The organism is Streptomyces sp. JJ66 (assembly GCF_019303495.1).
Lineage (GTDB): Bacteria > Actinomycetota > Actinomycetes > Streptomycetales > Streptomycetaceae > Streptomyces.
On record NZ_JAEVFI010000029.1, the window covers coordinates 1 to 17,464 of the forward strand.

Annotated in this window: 18 protein-coding genes; 14 read left to right on the plus strand and 4 right to left on the minus strand. The window is 74.4% G+C overall.

The annotated features are described in order from the left end of the window. Nucleotides 1–6 precede the first annotated feature (6 nt). Genes JJV70_RS18510 through JJV70_RS18520 form a run of 3 tightly spaced genes read left to right on the plus strand, consistent with a single transcriptional unit; the run spans nt 7 to nt 2,785 of the window. Nucleotides 7–810, plus strand: coding sequence for a hypothetical protein (locus JJV70_RS18510; RefSeq protein ID WP_257574197.1), 804 nt, complete (start codon nt 7–9; stop codon nt 808–810). Next, nucleotides 807–2,012: a type VII secretion-associated serine protease mycosin gene (mycP, locus tag JJV70_RS18515; RefSeq protein WP_219049137.1), complete on the plus strand. Its 1,206-nt coding sequence runs from the start codon at nt 807–809 to the stop codon at nt 2,010–2,012. Before JJV70_RS18510 ends, mycP begins: the two co-directional genes overlap by 4 nt. A gap of 23 nt (nt 2,013–2,035) precedes the next feature. Beyond that, nucleotides 2,036–2,785, plus strand: coding sequence for an SseB family protein (locus JJV70_RS18520; RefSeq protein WP_219049138.1), 750 nt, complete (start codon nt 2,036–2,038; stop codon nt 2,783–2,785). Here the strand turns inward: JJV70_RS18520 and JJV70_RS18525 are convergent. After that, complete coding sequence (locus JJV70_RS18525; protein WP_219049139.1) at nt 2,763–3,164, minus strand: DUF1844 domain-containing protein; 402 nt, start codon at nt 3,162–3,164, stop codon at nt 2,763–2,765. The two genes, JJV70_RS18520 and JJV70_RS18525, sit on opposite strands and share 23 nt — an antisense overlap. A 333-nt stretch (nt 3,165–3,497) precedes the next feature. On the opposite strand from JJV70_RS18525, the gene infC reads away from it, so the two are divergent. The 7 genes from infC to pheT all read left to right on the plus strand — a co-directional run bounded on the left by infC (nt 3,498) and on the right by pheT (nt 11,242). Continuing rightward, nucleotides 3,498–4,208 carry a translation initiation factor IF-3 gene (gene infC / locus JJV70_RS18530; protein WP_219049140.1) on the plus strand — a complete coding sequence of 237 codons (711 nt, stop codon included), beginning with the start codon at nt 3,498–3,500 and terminating at the stop codon, nt 4,206–4,208. Nucleotides 4,209–4,329: 121 nt separating this feature from the next. After that, the gene (gene rpmI, locus JJV70_RS18535) at nt 4,330–4,524 is read left to right on the plus strand and encodes a 50S ribosomal protein L35 (protein WP_093850868.1); all 195 of its coding nucleotides are present in this window, start codon (nt 4,330–4,332) and stop codon (nt 4,522–4,524) included. A 112-nt stretch (nt 4,525–4,636) separates the two neighbouring features. After that, nucleotides 4,637–5,020: a 50S ribosomal protein L20 gene (rplT, locus tag JJV70_RS18540; protein ID WP_219049141.1), complete on the plus strand. Its 384-nt coding sequence runs from the start codon at nt 4,637–4,639 to the stop codon at nt 5,018–5,020. A 187-nt stretch (nt 5,021–5,207) separates the two neighbouring features. Beyond that, nucleotides 5,208–6,035: an RNA methyltransferase gene (locus JJV70_RS18545; RefSeq protein WP_219049142.1), complete on the plus strand. Its 828-nt coding sequence runs from the start codon at nt 5,208–5,210 to the stop codon at nt 6,033–6,035. Nucleotides 6,036–6,226: 191 nt separating this feature from the next. Continuing rightward, on the plus strand, nt 6,227–7,300 hold the full coding sequence (locus JJV70_RS18550; RefSeq protein WP_219049143.1) for an ATP-binding protein: 1,074 nt from the start codon (nt 6,227–6,229) through the stop codon (nt 7,298–7,300). 268 nt (nt 7,301–7,568) lie between these two features. After that, a complete protein-coding gene (gene pheS / locus JJV70_RS18555) occupies nt 7,569–8,726 on the plus strand; it encodes a phenylalanine--tRNA ligase subunit alpha (protein WP_219049144.1) in 1,158 nt (385 codons plus the stop codon). After that, nucleotides 8,726–11,242, plus strand: a complete 2,517-nt coding sequence (gene pheT, locus JJV70_RS18560; protein WP_219049145.1) for a phenylalanine--tRNA ligase subunit beta — start codon at nt 8,726–8,728, stop codon at nt 11,240–11,242. The genes pheS and pheT overlap by 1 nt, the downstream gene beginning before the upstream one ends. Before the next feature lie 58 nt (nt 11,243–11,300). Here pheT and JJV70_RS18565 read toward each other — a convergent pair whose 3' ends face one another. Further along, nucleotides 11,301–12,161: a 3-hydroxybutyryl-CoA dehydrogenase gene (locus JJV70_RS18565; RefSeq protein ID WP_219049146.1), complete on the minus strand. Its 861-nt coding sequence runs from the start codon at nt 12,159–12,161 to the stop codon at nt 11,301–11,303. Between the two features lie 240 nt (nt 12,162–12,401). Between JJV70_RS18565 and JJV70_RS18570 the strand changes: the two genes are divergently transcribed. Beyond that, nucleotides 12,402–13,616: a glycoside hydrolase family 10 protein gene (locus tag JJV70_RS18570; RefSeq protein WP_219049147.1), complete on the plus strand. Its 1,215-nt coding sequence runs from the start codon at nt 12,402–12,404 to the stop codon at nt 13,614–13,616. A gap of 53 nt (nt 13,617–13,669) precedes the next feature. Here JJV70_RS18570 and JJV70_RS18575 read toward each other — a convergent pair whose 3' ends face one another. Both JJV70_RS18575 and JJV70_RS18580 read right to left on the minus strand, forming a co-directional pair. Further along, complete coding sequence (locus tag JJV70_RS18575; RefSeq protein ID WP_219049148.1) at nt 13,670–13,861, minus strand: DUF1918 domain-containing protein; 192 nt, start codon at nt 13,859–13,861, stop codon at nt 13,670–13,672. 49 nt (nt 13,862–13,910) lie between these two features. Continuing rightward, nucleotides 13,911–15,062 carry a DMT family transporter gene (locus JJV70_RS18580; RefSeq protein WP_219049149.1) on the minus strand — a complete coding sequence of 384 codons (1,152 nt, stop codon included), beginning with the start codon at nt 15,060–15,062 and terminating at the stop codon, nt 13,911–13,913. Between JJV70_RS18580 and JJV70_RS18585 the strand changes: the two genes are divergently transcribed. The 3 genes from JJV70_RS18585 (at nt 15,061) to JJV70_RS18595 (ending at nt 17,429) form a co-directional block, all read left to right on the plus strand. Next, entirely contained in the window at nt 15,061–16,512 is a 1,452-nt protein-coding gene (locus tag JJV70_RS18585; protein ID WP_219049150.1) for a PLP-dependent aminotransferase family protein, read from the plus strand. The two genes, JJV70_RS18580 and JJV70_RS18585, sit on opposite strands and share 2 nt — an antisense overlap. A gap of 124 nt (nt 16,513–16,636) precedes the next feature. After that, nucleotides 16,637–17,203, plus strand: coding sequence for a histidine phosphatase family protein (locus JJV70_RS18590; RefSeq protein WP_219049151.1), 567 nt, complete (start codon nt 16,637–16,639; stop codon nt 17,201–17,203). A 73-nt stretch (nt 17,204–17,276) separates the two neighbouring features. Continuing rightward, complete coding sequence (locus JJV70_RS18595; protein WP_219049152.1) at nt 17,277–17,429, plus strand: hypothetical protein; 153 nt, start codon at nt 17,277–17,279, stop codon at nt 17,427–17,429. Nucleotides 17,430–17,464 lie beyond the last annotated feature (35 nt).

Genomic DNA, 17,464 nt, shown 5'->3' on the forward strand with positions numbered 1-17,464 from the left:
CGGTCGCTGCCGCCGGAACCGGCGGCCCCGCTGCCGCCCGCCGCCCGGCCGCGCCGCAGCCGCGTCCGCACGGCCGCCGCCGCCCTGTGCCTCGTGCTCGGCGTCGGCCTGCTCGGCGGCGCCGCTACCGGGGCCTGGCTGACCAGCGGCACCAGCGGCCCGCCCAGCGCGGCCGAGACGTTCACCAGCGCCCGCGACCTGTGGCACACCGTCCCCGTGGACGAGCTGTTCCCGCGCACCCTGGACGGTGCGAACGCCGGGCCCGGCGGCGCCGACCGGGTATGGATACGAGTCGCCGTCGCCCCGGACAGCGGGTGCGCCGAGGCGTTCGACGAACTGCTCGCCAAGGCCCTGGCGCCGGTCGGGTGCGAGCGGCTGCTGCGCGCCACGTACGTGGACGAGACCTCCTCCAGCGTGACCACCGTCGGTGCCGTCTTCACCAAGGCCGACCGCGCGGGCATGACGGAGCTGCGGCAGCGGTTCACCGAGGAGGACCTCGGCGCGCGTACCGACCTCATGCCCCGCACCTACGCCGTGCGCGGCACCCCCAGCGCCGGCTTCGGGGACGCGCAGCGCGTCACGTGGACCGTGCGGGTGCGCACGGACCTGCCGGTCGTCGTCTACGCCGTCACCGGTTTCGGCGACGGACGCCCGGCCACCGCGCCGCAGCCCGCCACCGAAGCCGTCCGCGACGGTGAGACCTCGGCCGCCGCCCAGGCTGGTCTGGGGCACGCCGCCCAGTCCGTCGCCGACCTGACCGAGGACGGCCTGCGGGACGCCGCCGCCCGCGCCGCGCGGGAGGACCGATGACCCGGCCGCCGACGCCCGCCACCTTCCCCCGTGCGCTCGCCCGGGCGCTGGCCCTGGTCAGCGCCGTCCTGCTGGCCCTGCTCTCCCCGGTCACCGGACCGGCCGCGTACGCCGACGGCATCCGCGACCGCCAGTGGAGCCTGGAGACGCTCAGCGCCCGGGAGGCGTGGGAGACCACGCGGGGCGCGGGGGTGACCGTGGCGGTGCTGGACACCGGAGTGGACGCCGGTCACCCCGATCTCCAGGGCGCCGTGCTGGAGGGCAAGGACATCGTCGGCTTCGGCGCTGAGCCCGGTGACGAGGCGTGGGCCCGGCACGGCACCGCCATGGCCGGGATCATCGCGGCCCGCGGCCACGGCGCGGACCGCGCGGAGGGCGTCATCGGCATCGCACCACAGGCGCGCGTCCTGCCGGTGCGCGTCCTGCTGGAAGAGGCCGACCCCGCGCGCGACCAGGCCCGCGAGGCATCCGGCCCCAGCGCGCTCGCCGAAGGCATCCGCTGGGCCGTGGACCACGGCGCCGACGTCATCAACCTCTCCCTCGGCGACGACAGCGCCTCCGCCCACCCCGACCCGGCCGAGGACGCCGCCGTCCGCTACGCCCTGAGCAAGGGCGCCGTGGTGGTGGCCTCGGCGGGCAACGGCGGTGAGGAGGGCGACCCGGTGTCCTACCCGGCCGCCTACCCGGGTGTCATCGCCGTCACCGCCGTGGACCGCTACGGCGTGCGTACCCCCTTCTCCACCCGCCGCTGGTACGCCACCGTCGCCGCCCCGGGCCAGGACGTGGTGATAGCGGACCCCGACCGGCGCTACTACCAGGGGTGGGGCACCAGCGCGGCGGCTGCCGCCGTCTCCGGCGTCGTGGCCCTGGTGCGCTCTGCTCACCCCGAGCTGAGCCCCGCGCAGCTCAAGCAGGTCCTCGCGGACACCGCCGCCCACACCCCGGCCGGCGGGCGCAGCGACGCGCTGGGCACCGGCGTGGTGAACGCGGCGGCCGCCCTGGAGCTGGCCGGGACGCTCGACCCGCAGCCCCACCGTCCGCCGAGCCCGGCGTACGCCGCCGAGTACTTCGGCAGCGGTCCCGGCCCGGCCGGGGGGCCGCCCGGACTCTGGCCCGCCGTCGGGGCGGGTGTGCTGGGCGTGCTGTTCACCGCCGCCGCCGTGGGCCTCTACCTGAGGGGCCGCCCGCCCCGCCGGAGCTGAGGGGCGCGGGCTACCCTCGTCGCGTGGCGCTCAAGAACATCCCGGACCCCGGTTTCGCCGACGACGACGGCTCGGCCGATCCCGCGCTCGCCCGCGCGCTCGCCGCCTACGCGGCCGACCGTGGCGCCGAACCCCAGGTGCTCGACGCCCTGCCCGGTGCCCGGCTGCTCGTCCCGGTCGTCGCGGTGCTGGGGGAGGCCGAGAGTGGCCCGGACGGGCTGCGGCGCGAGAAGACCAGCGACATGGCGGTGCCCACGCTCACCGCCCCCGGCGGACGCCGCGCGCTGCCGGTGTTCAGCTCCACCCAGACTCTCGCCCGCTGGCAGGCGGACGCCCGTCCGGTCGCCGTGCCCTTCGCGCGGGCGCTCCAGGCCGCCGCACACGAGCAGGCCGACACCCTGGTCCTCGATATGGCCGGTCCCGTCACCTATCAGCTCACCGGCTCCGCGCTGCGGGCCCTGGCCGCCGGTCACTCCCGCCCGGGGGAGCCGCTGGCCCGGGCCGCCGTCACCGGCGCGGTGCGCGCGGTGGTCGCCGCCGACGAAGGCGTGCTCAGCGCTCACCTGACGCCGGGCGGCAGCGCGGACGGCACCCTCGCGCTGCGGCTGACGGACGGTGCCCAGCCGCGCGCGGTGGCCGCTCGCATCGCCCGCGCTCTGGCCGCCGACCCGGTGCTGCGCGAGCACCTGGTGCGCGGCCTGGAGCTGGCCCTGCTGCCGCCCGGCACCGCGCTGCCGGGCGAGCCGCTGTTCAGCCGTACACCGGGCCGGTGAACTTCTCGCCCGGGCCCTGACCCGGCTCGTCCGGGACGGCCGAAGCCTCCCGGAAGGCGAGCTGCAGCGACTTCAGCCCGTCCCGCAGCGGAGCCGCGTGGTAGGAGCCGATCTCGGTGGCGCTCGCGGTGACCAGTCCGGCCAGCGCCTGGATCAGCTTGCGCGCCTCGTCCAGGTCCTTGTGCTGCTCGCCCTCCTCGGCCAGCCCCAGATTCACCGCGGCGGCGCTCATCAGGTGGACGGCGACCGTGGTGATGACCTCCACCGCCGGGACGTCGGCGATGTCCCGGGTCACGGTGTCGAAGTCGGGCCCCGGGGCGGCGGACTGCTGGCCGGAGGCGGGCTCGTCCGGGAGCGGGGAGGCGGCGGCGTCGGTCATCGTGGTTCGCTTTCTGCTGTCAGCTGCGGGGCGATGACCAGCCTAGGCGGGCCGCCGTGGGCGCCCGGGAGCAGGGGTGAGCAGCCCGGGACAAGGGGCGCCGCACTCGTGTAACATGGACGGCGACCGGCCGGACGTCTCCCCGCTCTCAGCAGTGACGCAGTGGTGACGATGCCCGGCCCGCAAGTGGAGGCTCCGAACTCCCACCCGTACCGGCCCCGAGGGCTGGCGGGTCAAAGGTCAGGTCGCGCCCCGCGGTGTCCGTGGCGGTGCTCCCGGTCTGTGCGGAGCCCCGTCTTGTGTCCCGTCCGGGGCGTTTCTCACGTCGCGCTCATGACGGGGCGGTCTCACCCATTGACACGTGACGCGGCTGTCCGCCAGGCAGCTGCGAGGTGCTACCTAGGAGGCCCCATCAGCGCCGAGCCCCGCATCAACGACCGGATTCGCGTCCCCGAGGTGCGACTCGTCGGTCCCAGTGGCGAGCAGGTCGGCATTGTGCCGCTCGCCAAGGCCCTGGAGCTCGCTCAGGAGTACGACCTCGACCTCGTCGAGGTGGCCGCGAACGCGCGGCCTCCGGTGTGCAAGCTCATGGACTACGGGAAGTTCAAGTACGAGTCGGCCATGAAGGCCCGTGAGGCGCGCAAGAACCAGGCGCACACGGTCATCAAGGAGATGAAGCTCCGGCCGAAGATCGATCCGCACGACTACGACACCAAGAAGGGTCACGTCGTCCGGTTCCTCAAGCAGGGTGACAAGGTCAAGATCACGATTATGTTCCGTGGTCGCGAGCAGTCCCGCCCCGAGCTGGGCTTCCGACTGCTCCAGCGGCTCGCCGAGGACGTCCAGGACCTGGGCTTCGTGGAGTCCAACCCCAAGCAGGACGGCCGCAACATGATCATGGTGCTCGGCCCGCACAAGAAGAAGACCGAGGCCATGGCGGAAGCCCGCCAGGCGCAGGCCGCCCGCAAGGAGGCCCTGCGCGGCGGCGGCCAGGTGGCCGAGGCGCCTGCCGAGGAGACCGCCGAAGAGACCGCCGAGGCGTGAGCCTCACCCGGAGTACCGCTCCGGCGCAGTCCAACCGAACCAGCTGACGTTCCCGCCTGCCCGCGTCACCGCCCCGGAGCGCGGACGACGGGAACGCCATCACGAGGAGTGACACGGCGACATGCCGAAGAACAAGACGCACAGCGGTGCGAGCAAGCGCTTCAAGATCACCGGCTCCGGCAAGGTGATGCGCCAGCGCGCGGGTCGCCGCCACCTTCTCGAGCACAAGCCGTCGACGCTGACGCGCCGTCTTGCGGGCAAGACCGAGATGGCCCCGGCCGACGCCAAGAAGATCAAGAAGCTTCTCGGCAAGTGAGCCGCCGTCCCGTGCCGCGCCCCGGGCGCGAACGGGCCGGGTCCCGACCGGTACCCCATCGAATGTCCGGGCCGCGCGCGTGAAACGCGGCCCCGCTACAAGGAGTTAACACGTGGCACGCGTCAAGCGGGCAGTCAACGCCCACAAGAAGCGCCGGGCGATCCTGGAGCAGGCCAGCGGCTACCGCGGCCAGCGCTCGCGCCTGTACCGCAAGGCGAAGGAGCAGGTCACCCACTCCTTCGTCTACAACTACAACGACCGCAAGAAGCGCAAGGGCGACTTCCGTCAGCTGTGGATTCAGCGCATCAACGCCGCTGCCCGCGCCAACGGCATGACCTACAACCGCTTCATCCAGGGCCTGAAGGCCGCCCAGGTGGACGTGGACCGCAAGATCCTCGCCGACCTCGCGGTCAACGACCCGAACGCGTTCGCCGCGCTCGTCGAGGTGGCCCAGAAGGCGCTGCCGAGCGACGTCAACGCGCCGAAGGCCGCCTGAGCCCGCCCGCGTCAGCCGGACCCGCAGGCCGCCCGGGCCTGCGGGTCCGCCGCTTGTCCGGGCCTGCGGGACCGGACGCCGGGTCCGGGCCGCCGGGCGTACCCGGCCCGCCGTCCGCGCCGCCCGGCCGCCAAGATGACGTACCACCGCGCCGACCACTGACGACCGAAGCGAGACCACCGCAGCCATGGGCACCGCCGAGCTGATCTCCCCGCGCAACCCCCGTGTCGCCTTCGCCCGCCGTCTGACGCGGCGCGCCACGCGCGGCAAGGAGCGGCGGTTCCTCGCCGAGGGCCCGCAGGCGGTCCGGGAGGCCGCCGCGCACCGGGGCGCCGACGGGGCTCCCACGCTCACGGACCTGTTCGCCACCGAGGACGCCGCCCGGCGCTATGCCGGCATCGTCGCCGCCGCGCGGGCGGCCGGTGCGCGCGTGCTCCTGGCCTCCGACGCGACGATGGCCGACATCGCCCAGACCGTCACCCCGCAGGGCCTCATCGGCGTCTGCCACTTCCTGCACACGCCGTTCGAGACCGTGCTCGCCGCCCGGCCCCGCCTCGTCGCCGTCCTCGCCCACGTCCGCGACCCCGGCAACGCCGGTACGGTGCTGCGCTGCGCGGACGCCGCCGGCGCCGACGCCGTCGTCCTCACCGACGCCTCCGTGGACCTCTACAACCCCAAGTCGGTGCGCGCCTCGGCGGGCTCGCTGTTCCACCTGCCGGTGGCCGTCGGCGTCCCCGTCGAGGAGGCCGTCACCGGGCTGCGCGCCCATGGCCTGCGCGTCCTGGCGGCGGACGGGGCGGGGGAGGAGGACCTGGACGACGAGCTCGACCGGGGCGCGATGAGCGGGCCGACGGCCTGGGTCTTCGGCAACGAGGCGTGGGGCCTGCCGGAGCCGACGCGGGAGCGGTGCGACGCGGTCGTCCGTGTCCCCATCCACGGCCGCGCCGAGTCGCTGAACCTCGCCACGGCCGCCGCCGTCTGCCTCTACGCCAGCGCCCGCGCCCAGCGTGCGTAGCGCGCCCTCGGCCGTACGCCGTGGTGCCTGCCGCCGCGTCCGGCCAGACCCTCGCCGCCGTGGCGCGATGCTCCCCGCCCGGCACCGCCGTGGTGTCGCTGTGTCCAAGTGACCACGTTCGGCTAGCTCGGGCGGCGCAACGCGCGTAGGGTTCGCCCGGAGAGCGGAGCGCCGAGCAGGGGGTGAGCGGGATGGACGGGTGGGACCCGGCCTGGCTGGGGCTGGCCCCGGACGACCTGCCCGACGGGCTCGTCGTCGCCGACGAGCACGGCCGCGTCGTCGTCTTCAACGCCGCCGCCGCCCGCATCACCGCGCAGCGCGCCAGTGCGGCGCTGGGCCGCCGGATCGAGCGCGTGCTGCCGTTGCAGGACACGAACGGCCGCATGTGGTGGCAGCTCACCGACCCCTACGGCGGTCCCGCCATCCGGCGCGGGCAGCCGGAGCGGAACCTGTTGCTGCCCGGAGGCGAGGTGCTGGTGTCCGCGAACTACGTCCGCGCCACCCCCGGCGGGCCACTGCGGCGCCTGGTCGTGACGCTGCGCGGCACCGAGGCGCGTCGGCGCGGCGAGCGGCAGCACGCCGAACTGATCGCCGTCGTCGCGCACGAGCTGCGGTCGCCGCTGACCTCGGTGAAGGGTTTCACCAAGACGCTGCTGGACAAGTGGGAACGTTTCACCGACGACCAGAAGCGGCTGATGCTGGAGACCGTCGATGCCGACGCCGACCGCATCCACCGGCTCATCGCCGAGCTGCTGGACATCTCGCGCATCGACTCCGGCCGCCTGGAGCTGCGCAAGGAGCCCGTGGACCTGGCTGCCGCCATCTCCCACCACATCGAGAGCCACCTGTGCACGGGAGAGCTGGCACGGCGGTTCGCCTACCTGGTCAGCGAGCCGCTGCCGCCGCTGTGGGCGGACGCCGACAAGATCGACCAGGTGCTGGGCAACCTGCTGGAAAACGCGGTGCGCCACGGCGAGGGAACCGTCACCATCGAAGTCGGCCCCGCCGAACCCACGCGGGCCGTCCCCGAAGGAGTGACCGTCACCGTGAGCGACGAAGGCCCGGGCATCCCGGAGGAGTCGATGAGCCGCGTGTTCACCCGCTTCTGGCGGGGCAGCCGCCGGGGCGGCACGGGGCTGGGCCTGTACATCGTCAAGGGCATCGTCGAGGCGCACGGCGGGACGATCACGGTGGGCCGCTCGCGGGCGGGCGGGGCCGAGTTCCGCTTTACCCTGCCCGTGGGGGTCCCGGCCGTCCTGGCCTGACCCGGCACACCGCGTCAGGCCAGGAGGAAGCCGTGAAAGATCACCACGGGCTGCTCCGCGTCCATGCCACGATGCCCCGCCCCGTAGACTCGTGCCTGGCACCCTTGACGCCTGCTCCGCGCGGTGTCGCGGCGGTGCCAGGGCGCAGACAGCGGCACGCCGTCGCAGACACGCCGTCGCAGGCAAAGAAGCGGACAGCCGCAGACAGCAGATAGGGGCACGTCGCGCCCAGCGCACAGGCGGCAGCCAATCGGAAGCACGGGAAGAGATGTCGGCACCCAACAAGTCGTACGACCCTGTCGAGGTCGAGGCACTGAAACCGGAAGCGATCGACCGCGCGCGGGATGAGGCACTGGCCGCGATCGCCGCGGCCGACAGCCTTGACGCGCTCCGCGAGGTGAAGGTCGCCCACAGCGGTGACCGCTCCCCGCTCGCGCTGGCCAACCGCGAGATCGGCGCCCTGCCGCCGCACGCCAAGGCGGACGCGGGCAAGCGCGTCGGCGCCGCGCGCGGCGCGGTCGGCAAGGCCCTGGGGCAGCGCCAGGAGGAGCTGGAGGCCGAGCGCGACGAGCGCGTCCTGGTCGAGGAGGCCGTGGACGTCACGCTGCCCCACGACCGGCAGCCCGCGGGCGCCCGCCACCCCCTCACCACGCTCATGGAGCGCATCGAGGACGTCTTCGTCGCGATGGGCTACGAGGTCGCCGAGGGCACCGAGGCCGAGACCGAGTGGTTCAACTTCGACGCGCTCAACATCGGCCCGGACCACCCGGCGCGCACCACCCAGGACACCTTCTTCGTCGCGGGCGCCAGTCCCCAGGCGGACGGCGCCAAGAACGCTGGTAAGGACGCCGCCGAGGAGTCCGGCGTCGTCCTGCGCACGCACACCTCCCCGGTGCAGGCCCGTGCGCTGCTCAGCCGCGAGCTGCCGGTGTACGTGATCTGCCCCGGCCGCGTGTTCCGCACCGACGAGCTGGACGCCACCCACACCCCGGTCTTCCACCAGGTGGAGCTCATCGCCATCGACGAGGGCCTGACGATGGCCGACCTCAAGGGCACGCTCGACCACATGGTGCGCGAGCTGTTCGGCGCGGACATGAGCACGCGGCTGCGCCCGAGCTACTTCCCCTTCACCGAGCCGTCCGCCGAGATGGACATGGTCTGCTACGTCTGCCGGGGCGCGTCGGTGGGCGACCCGCAGCGGCCCTGCCGCACCTGCTCCTCCGAGGGCTGGATCGAGCTGGGCGGCTGCGGCATGGTCAACCCCCGGGTGCTGCGCGCCTGCGGCGTTGACCCGGACCAGTACAGCGGCTTCGCCTTCGGGTTCGGCATCGAGCGGATGCTGATGTTCCGCCACAACGTCGAGGACATGCGAGACATGGTCGAAGGTGACGTGCGCTTCACCCGGCCCTTCGGAACGGAGATCTGATGCGCGCCCCGCTTTCCTGGCTGCGGGAGTACGTCGACCTCCCGGCCGGTGAGACCGGCCGGGACGTCGCCGCCAAGCTCATCGCGGCTGGCCTGGAGGTCGAGACCGTCGATCAGCTCGGCACCGGCCTGTCCGGGCCGCTCGTGGTCGGCAAGGTCCTCGCCATCGAGGAGCTGACGGAGTTCAAGAAGCCGATCCGCTACTGCCAGGTCGATGTCGGCCAGGCCAACGGCACCGGCGAGCCACAGAACCTCGTCTGCGGCGCCCGCAACTTCGCCGTCGGCGACAAGGTCGTCGTCGTGCTGCCCGGCGCGGTGCTGCCCGGCAACTTCGCGATCTCCGCGCGCCGTACCTACGGCAAGCTCTCCGAGGGCATGATCTGCTCCGCCGCCGAACTCGGCATGGGCGAGGACCACGACGGCATCATCGTGCTCCCGCCCGAGTACGAGCCGGGCACCGACGCGATCGAACTGCTCCAGCTGGTGGACGAGGTGCTGGACATCGCCGTCACCCCCGACCGCGGCTATTGCCTGTCCCTGCGCGGTATCGCGCGTGAGGCGGCCACCGCCTACGGTCTGCCGCTGCGTGACCCGGCGCTGCTGGACGTCACCGCGCCGGGCGAGTACGGCCCCGCCGTCGAGGTCGCCGACCCCGCCGTGTGCGACCGGTTCACCGCCCGCGCCGTCACTGGCGTCCGCCCCGAGGCCCGCTCGCCGATCTGGCTGCGGCGGCGCCTGCAAAAGGCCGGGATGCGGCCGATTTCCCTCGCCGTGGACATCACCAACTACGTGATGCTCGAACTCGGCCAGCCGCTGCACGCCTACGACCGCTCCCGCATCGAGGGCGCGATCGCCGTGCGCCGGGCCGAGCCGGGCGAGAAGATCGTCACGCTCGACGGCGTCAAGCGGGTGCTGGACGCCGAGGACCTGATCATCGCCGACGACGCCGGGCCCATCGGCCTGGCCGGGGTGATGGGCGGCGCCAGCACCGAGATCGCCGACGCCGGACCGGGCACCGGCGACGGCGAGGGCACCCGCGAGATCGTCATCGAGGCCGCCCATTTCGACGCGGTCACCATCGCCCGCACCGCGCGGCGGCACAAGCTGTCTTCCGAGGCGTCCCGGCGCTTCGAGCGCGGCGTGGACCCGCAGGCCGCCGCCGCGGCCGCCCAGCGCGCCGCCGACCTGCTGGTGCTGCTCGCGGGCGCCACCGCCGAGGCCGGAGTGACCGAGGTGCGCCACGCCACCGAGCCCCGCGCTATCACCCTCGCCGCCGACCACCCCGACCAGGTGGCGGGCGTGACCTACGGCTGGGAGACCGTGGTGCGCCGCCTCCAGCAGGTGGGCTGCGACGTGGCGGGCACCGACGAGCTGACCGTCACGGTCCCCAGCTGGCGGCCCGACCTCACCGATCCCAACGACCTCGCCGAGGAGGTCATCCGGCTGGAGGGCTACGAGAACCTGCCCTCCACCCTGCCCCGGCCCCCCGCCGGACGCGGCCTGACCGACCGCCAGCGGCTGCACCGCCGCGTGGGCCGCGCGCTGGCCGGAGCCGGTTACGTCGAGGCGCCGAACTACCCGTTCCTCGGCGAGGCCGTCTTCGACAAGCTGGGCCTGCCCGCCGACGACGCCCGCCGCCGCACCACCCGGCTGCTGAACCCGCTCTCCGACGAGGAACCGGCGCTGCGCACCACGCTGCTGCCGGGCCTGCTGGCCACGCTGCGCCGCAACGACGGCCGCGGCAGCCACGACCTGGCGCTGTTCGAGACCGGCCTGGTGTTCCGGCCGACCGGCCAGGAGCAGCCCGCCATCCGGCTCGGGGTGGACGCCCGGCCCACCGACGCGGAGCTGGCCGCCCAGGACGCCTCGCTGCCCCGGCAGCCGCGCCACGCCGCCGCCGTCCTCGCCGGTGCGTGCGAGCGGGCCGGCTGGTGGGGTCCGGCCCGCCCGGCCATCTGGGCCGACGCGGTCGAGGCGGCCCGGCTGGTCGCCCGCGAGGCCGGGGTGCGCCTGGAGGCCGTCGCCGACCAGCACGCGCCCTGGCACCCGGGCCGCTGCGCCGCGCTGTATGCCGACGTCGCCGGGGAGCGCACGCTCGTCGGCCACGCCGGTGAGCTGCACCCCCGGGTGACGAAGGCGCTCCAGCTGCCGCCGCGCACCTGCGCCATGGAGCTGGATCTTGACGTGCTGGAGCGGGCCGCGACCGGGGCCGTGCGGGCGCCGCACGTGTCCACGTTCCCCGTCGCCACCCGGGATGTGGCTTTGGTGGTGGACAGTGGCGTCCCGGCCGCCGACGTCGAGGCGGCGCTGCGCGAGGGGGCGGGCGAACTGCTGGAGTCGCTGCGCCTGTTCGACGTCTTCACCGGTGAGCAGCTGGGCGCGGGCCGCAAGTCGCTCGCCTACGCCCTGCGGTTCCGCGCGAGTGACCGCACGCTGACCGCCGAGGAGGCGTCCGCCGCCCGCGACGCCGCGGTGGCCGCCGCGGTGACGCGCACCGGTGCGGAACTGCGCGGCTGAGACAGCCCGAAGGGGGCGGCTCCCGGTGCGGGAGCCGCCCCCTTCGGCGTGTGCGGCCTCAGCTGTACGGGTAGAACCCGGCGCCGGTCTTACGGCCCAGCCGCCCGGCGTCCACCATGCGCTGGAGCAGCGGGGGAGCGGCGTACAGCGGCTCCTTGAACTCCTCGTACATCGAGTCGGCTACGGAGGACACCGTGTCCAGACCGATGAGGTCGGCGAGCTTGAGCGGGCCCATCGGGTGGGCGCAGCCCATCTCCATGCCGTTGTCGATGTCCTCCCGGCTCGCGGTGCCGGACTCGAACATCCGGATCGCCGACAGCAGGTAGGGGATCAGCAGGGCGTTGACGACGAAGCCCGAGCGGTCCTGCGCGCGGATCGCGTGCTTGCCCAGCACCTTGCCCACCACGGACTCGGCCCGGGTGACGGTCTCCTCGCTCGTCGTCAGCGCGGGGATCAGCTCCACCAGCTGCTGGACGGGCGCGGGGTTGAAGAAGTGGATACCGATGACCTGGTCCGGGCGCGAGGTGGCCACGGCCAGCTTCACCAGCGGGATCGAGGAGGTGTTGGAGGCCAAGATGGCGTCCGGCCGGGTCACGACCTGGTCGAGCACCTGGAAGATCTCCGTCTTGACCTGCTCGCTTTCCACCACGGCCTCGATCACCAGATCGCGGTCGGCGAACTCGCCCAGGTCCGTGGTGAAGGCGAGGCGGTCCAGCGTGGCGTCCCGCTCCGCCTCGGTGATCTTGCCGCGTCCGGCCGCCCGGTCCAGGGAGTTCACCAGCCGGGTACGGCCCAGCTCCAGCGCCTCCCCGGTGGTCTCGGCGACCGTCACCTCAAGCCCGGCCCGTGCGCACACCTCGGCGATTCCGGCGCCCATCTGGCCACAGCCGACCACTCCGACGCGTTCGATGTCGGTCACATCGTGCCTTTCGCTGTTCTCGTCCCGGTCGCGGCGCACGGGCCGCGTGGGTGGGGGCCGCGGCGCCTGTGCCGCTGACGTTACCGCCGTCCGCCATTGTGGTGACCGCCGGGCGTCCACTTCGCCGCGCCCGGCCCGGAATCCGTGTCTGTGCCGCACCGGCCCGGGCCCGGCGTGCATGCTGGGGCCGATCACACGGTGTGGCGCGCGCGTCACGCTCCTGCGAGGCAAGGGAGCACCATGGGACACCTGACCCGACGGGCCTTCGCCGCGGTGGCCGCCGGTGCGCTCTCCAGCGCGCTGGCCACCGCCGACGCCGCCAGCGGCACCCCCGGCGGCGGATGGCGCGGTACCGGCCTGCGCGGCATGTGGATCGCCACGGTGGAGACGATCGACTGGCCGCGCACGCGGGGCGTCAACCCCGACGCCCAGCAGCGCGAGCTGACCGCCCTGCTCGACGTGGCCGTCCGGCGGCGGCTGAACGCGGTGTTCTTCCAGGTGCGGCCCACCGCCGACGCGCTGTGGCCCTCACCCCACGAGCCCTGGTCCGCCTGGCTCACCGGCGTCCAGGGCCGCGACCCGGGCTGGGACCCGCTGGGCTTCGCCGTCCACGAGGCACACCGGCGCGGTCTCGCCCTGCACGCCTGGTTCAACCCCTACCGGGTGGCCAACCACGGTGAGGTCTCCCGGCTCGTCGCCGACCACCCCGCGCGCCGGAACCGCGGCTGGCTGGTGCCCTACGGCGGCAAGCTGTACTACAACCCCGGGCTGCCCGCGGTGCGCCGGTTCGTCCAGGACGCCATGTTCGACGCCGTCGAGCGCTACGCCGTGGACGGCGTCCACTGGGACGACTACTTCTACCCCTACCCCGTCGCCGGGCAGAGGTTCGACGACGACGCCGCGTACCGCGCACACGGCGGCGGCTTCGCCGACCGCGGCGACTGGCGGCGGCACAACGTCAACCTGCTGGTGCGCGAGGCGGGCGAGCGGCTGCGCCGGGTGCGGCCCAACGCGCGCTTCGGCGTGAGCCCGTTCGGCATCTGGCGCAACGCCTCCACCGACCCGGCGGGCTCCGAGACCCGTGGCGGCGTCGAGACCTACGACGACCTCTACGCCGACACCCGGCGCTGGGTCCGCGAAGGCTGGCTGGATTACATCGCCCCGCAGGTCTACTGGCACCTGGGCTTCGCCGCCGCCGACTACGCCAAGCTGGTGCCGTGGTGGAACGCCGTCTGCCGGGGCGCGGGCGTGGACCTGTACCTCGGCGAGGCGCTGTACAAGGTGGGCGCCAAGGGCCAGCCCGCCGCCTGGCACGACCCGGCCGAACTCTCCCGCCACCTGACGTTCGCCGCCGACTACGCCCAGGTCGCGGGCCACATCTTCTACTCGGCCCGGCACGTCAGCGCCGATCCGCTCGGCGCCATGACGCGCGTGGTGGACGACCACTACCGCTGACGCGGCGGGGCCCGGCCAAGGTGGTGGCCGGGCCCCGCTTCAGGTGAACGCCGTCAGTCGCCCTTCGGGTGCCGCACCACCGAGTCGGGGCCAGGGGAGATCAGCGTCTCGTGGCCGTCCTCGAACCGCACCCGATACGGCGGTTCGCCCTTGGTGCCCAGGACCTCCACGATCTCCGCGGTGCGATCGTGCTGACCGACGACCCGACCGTGCACCAGCAATTTGTCGCCCTTTTCCGCGTGCATGGCATACCCTCCGCGTGCCTGACTCGTCCCGCTTCCTCCGGCTGCCAGTCTAGGTCCGATCGCGGCCCCGGGCGCGGCGTGCGGCCCGCGTCGGCCCGGCAGCGCCGACGGGGGCTGTGCGTTGCGTGACGGCGATGCACGCCAGGACGGCCACCGCCGCGACGGGGGCCAGCGCGCCCGGTTCCTCGCCCAGCAGGAGCACCGCCCACACCAGCGTCAGCAGCGGCTGCGCCAGCTGGAGCTGGCTGGCCCGGCCCACGCCGATCATGCCCATGCCCCGGTACCAGGCGGCCAGCCCGAACCACTGGGACCCGGCCACCAGCCACAGCAGGCCCGCCACGGACCGGGCGCTGAGCTGCACCGGCTCCACGGCCAGCGTCAGCACTGCCGCGGGCACGGCCAGGGGCAGGCACAGCACCAGGGCCCAGCCGATGACGTGGGCGCCGGGCAGTTCGCGGGCCAGCCGCCCACCCTCGCCGTACCCGGCGGCGCAGACGAGCAGAGCGGCGAACAGGAAGCCGTCGGCCCCGGTGAGGCCACCGCCGCCGTCCCGCAGGGCGAATCCGACGACGACCACGGCCCCGGCGACCGCCGCCGCCCAGAAGGGCCACCGGTGCCGGGTGCGCTGCCTCCAGGTGCTGTACGCGGCCGTCGTCAGCGGCAGCAGGCCCACCACGACGGCGGCGTGCGCGGTGCTCGTCGTGCCCAGGGCCAGCGTCGTCAGCAGCGGGAAGCCGACGACGACGCCTGCGGCCACGACCGCCAGGCCCGGCCAGTGGCGCCGCCTGGGCAGCGGCGCACGCCAGGCGAGCAGGCAGCCGAGGGCCAGCAGACCGGCCAGCGCGGTGCGGCAGGCGGTCACCGACCACGGACCCAGGCCCTCCAGCGCCCAGGCGGTGCCCGGGAACGTCAGCGAGAAGGCCGTGACGCCCAGCCCGGCGAAGACGGCGCCACGCGTGCTGACCCGTGCCGCGCCCCGGCCGCGAGTTGTGCCGCCGCCGGGTGCCCCGTCGCCGCCCCCAGCGGCCGCGTTGCCGTCCACCGGGATGCTTTCGGTGTGGGCTGGGTCAGCGGTGGGTGCGGTGCTGGCTGCGGTGGCGGCACCACTGGCGGGAACGCTGGCGGGAACAGGGCCGTCCGCCGGTGGGTGCGCGGGGACCGCTATCGCGGCTTCGGCAGTAGCGCTATCCTGTGCTCTCATGAGTCACAGTAGCAGTATCGCGGAACTGGCCAGTGCGCTCCGCGCGGAGGTGGAGCGCTACCCGGTCGGCGCGCGTCTGCCCTCCAGCCGGGCGCTGACGGAGCGCTTCCGCGTCAGCCCGGTCACCGTCAGCCGCGCGCTGGGCCAGCTGGCGGCGGAAGGGCTGGTCGTCACCCGTCCGGGCGCCGGTGCCTTCCGCGCCGACCTCGCCACCGCTTCCCCGGCCCCGGCGCCCGGGGACACCTCGTGGCAGGAGGTCGCGCTGAGCGCCGAGCCCGCCGCCGACCAGGTGCCGCGCACGGTGGACGCCACCGGGCTGCTGACCACGCTCACCGCCCCAGGACCCGGCGTCCTCGCGCTGCACGGCGGCTACCTGCCCGCCGCGCTCCGCCCGGAACGCCCCCTGGCCGCGGCGCTTGCCCGCGCCGGGCGGCGGCCCGACGCGTGGCAGCTGCCGCCCCTGGAGGGGCTGCCCGAGCTGCGCACCTGGTTCGCCCGCGAGATCAGCGGCCCCGGCGGTACCCGTACCGGCGCCGACGTGCTGGTCACCGGCGGGGGCCAGAGCGCCATCACCACCGCCCTGCGCGCGCTGGCGCCACCCGGGGCGCCCGTGCTCGTGGAGTCGCCGACCTACCCCGGGCTGCTGGCCGTCGCCCGCGCGTCCGGCCTGCGCCCCGTGCCCGTCCCGGCCGACACCGACGGGGTGCGCCCCGAACTGCTGGCCGACGCGCTGCGCGCCAGCGGAGCCCGGGTGTTCGTGTGTCAACCGCTGTTCCACAACCCCACGGGCGCGGTCCTCGCCCCCGGCCGGCGGGCCGACGTGCTCGCCGCCGCCCGTGCGGCCGGGGCGTTCATCATCGAGGACGACTACGCCCGCCACCTCGCCCACGAGGACGCCGGGCCGCTGCCGCCGACCCTGGCCGCCGAGGACCCGGACGGCGTTGTCGTCCATATCCGCTCCCTGACGAAGGCGACCTCACCCAGCCTGCGCGTCGGCGCCATCGCCGCGCGCGGCCCCGTGCTGGAACGCCTGCGCGCCATTCAGATCGTGGACAGCTTCTTCGTGCCCCGGCCGCTACAGGAAGCGGCGCTGGAGCTCGTCGGCGCCCCGGCCTGGCCGCGCCACCTGCGCACCATCGGCGCCGAGCTGCGTGCCCGCCGCACCGCCGCGCTCCGCGCGCTCGCCGAGCAGCTGCCGCACCTCGTCCCGGAGCAGGTGCCGCGAGGCGGCTTCCACCTGTGGCTGCGGCTGCCACCGGGCAGCGACGAGACCGCCGTGACAGCCGCCGCACTGCGGGCGGGCGTCGCCGTCGCGCCCGGACGTGCCTACTTCGCCGCCGAACCGCCCGCGCCCTACCTGCGGTTGTCGATCGCCTCCCCGGCCAGCACGGCCGAACTGGCCGAGGGCGTGGCCCGGTTGCGCACCGCCTGCCCACCACCAGCGCCGTAAGTCAGCCCGCCGCGCGACCCCGAGCACGCCACCCGCCGTGCCCTGGGCGTCGCGTAGGGCGCACGTTTGTCACTCAGGAATGCTGGGTGTCGAACAAACGCGCCTGTGGTTCTACCATCACGCAATGCGCGCTCGTCTGTCGCTGCTCGCCGCCGCCCGGAGCGCCCCCCTGCTCGACGCCCGGTTCGACGACGACCGGCCGCTGGACCCCACGGGGTGGCGCGCCGTCCAGCGTGCCGCTCCCGCGCTGGTCTCCCTGGCCGGAGCCGAACTGCGCTACTGCTCGCCGTCGCTGGGCTGCCGTGAGACCGGCCGCGCGCTCGGCCTGACCCCGCTCGCCCAACCCGCCCTGCGCGACTGCGACATGGGCCGCTGGCACGGCCGCACCCTGCGTGAGGTCACCGCCGGTGAGCCGGATGCCGTCGCCACGTGGCTCGGTGATCCGCACGCGGCGCCGCACGGCGGCGAGTCGCTGGCCGCGTTCGTCTCCCGGGTGGGGATGTGGCTGGACACGCGGCCGTGGGAGGAGGACGGCTGGATCGTCGCCGTCGCCGAGCCAGACGTCGTGCGCGCCGTACTCTGCCATGCGCTGACGGCCACTCCGGCGCCGTACTGGCACCTCGACATCCAGCCCCTCTCCGTCACCACCCTCACCGGCCGCGCCGGAGACTGGTCCCTGACGATGACCTGACCCCAGCCCTGCTCACGGTGTGCGCGTCGGTCGCGACCGTCTGAACCCGGGCCAACCGGGTACACGCCCCGCCATGAGTGAACAGGAAGAACCCCTGACGCCTGACCTGCCGCCGCAGACCGAGGCGCCCGACCTCGCCGAGGCACAGCGACTGGCCGAGGAGAAGGAACGCCGCGAGGCCGAGGACTACGACAGCGAGGGCGAATCCACCGAGCCCACGGACTGACCCCACGCCGCGGAGGCGGTGCCACCTGGCCCACT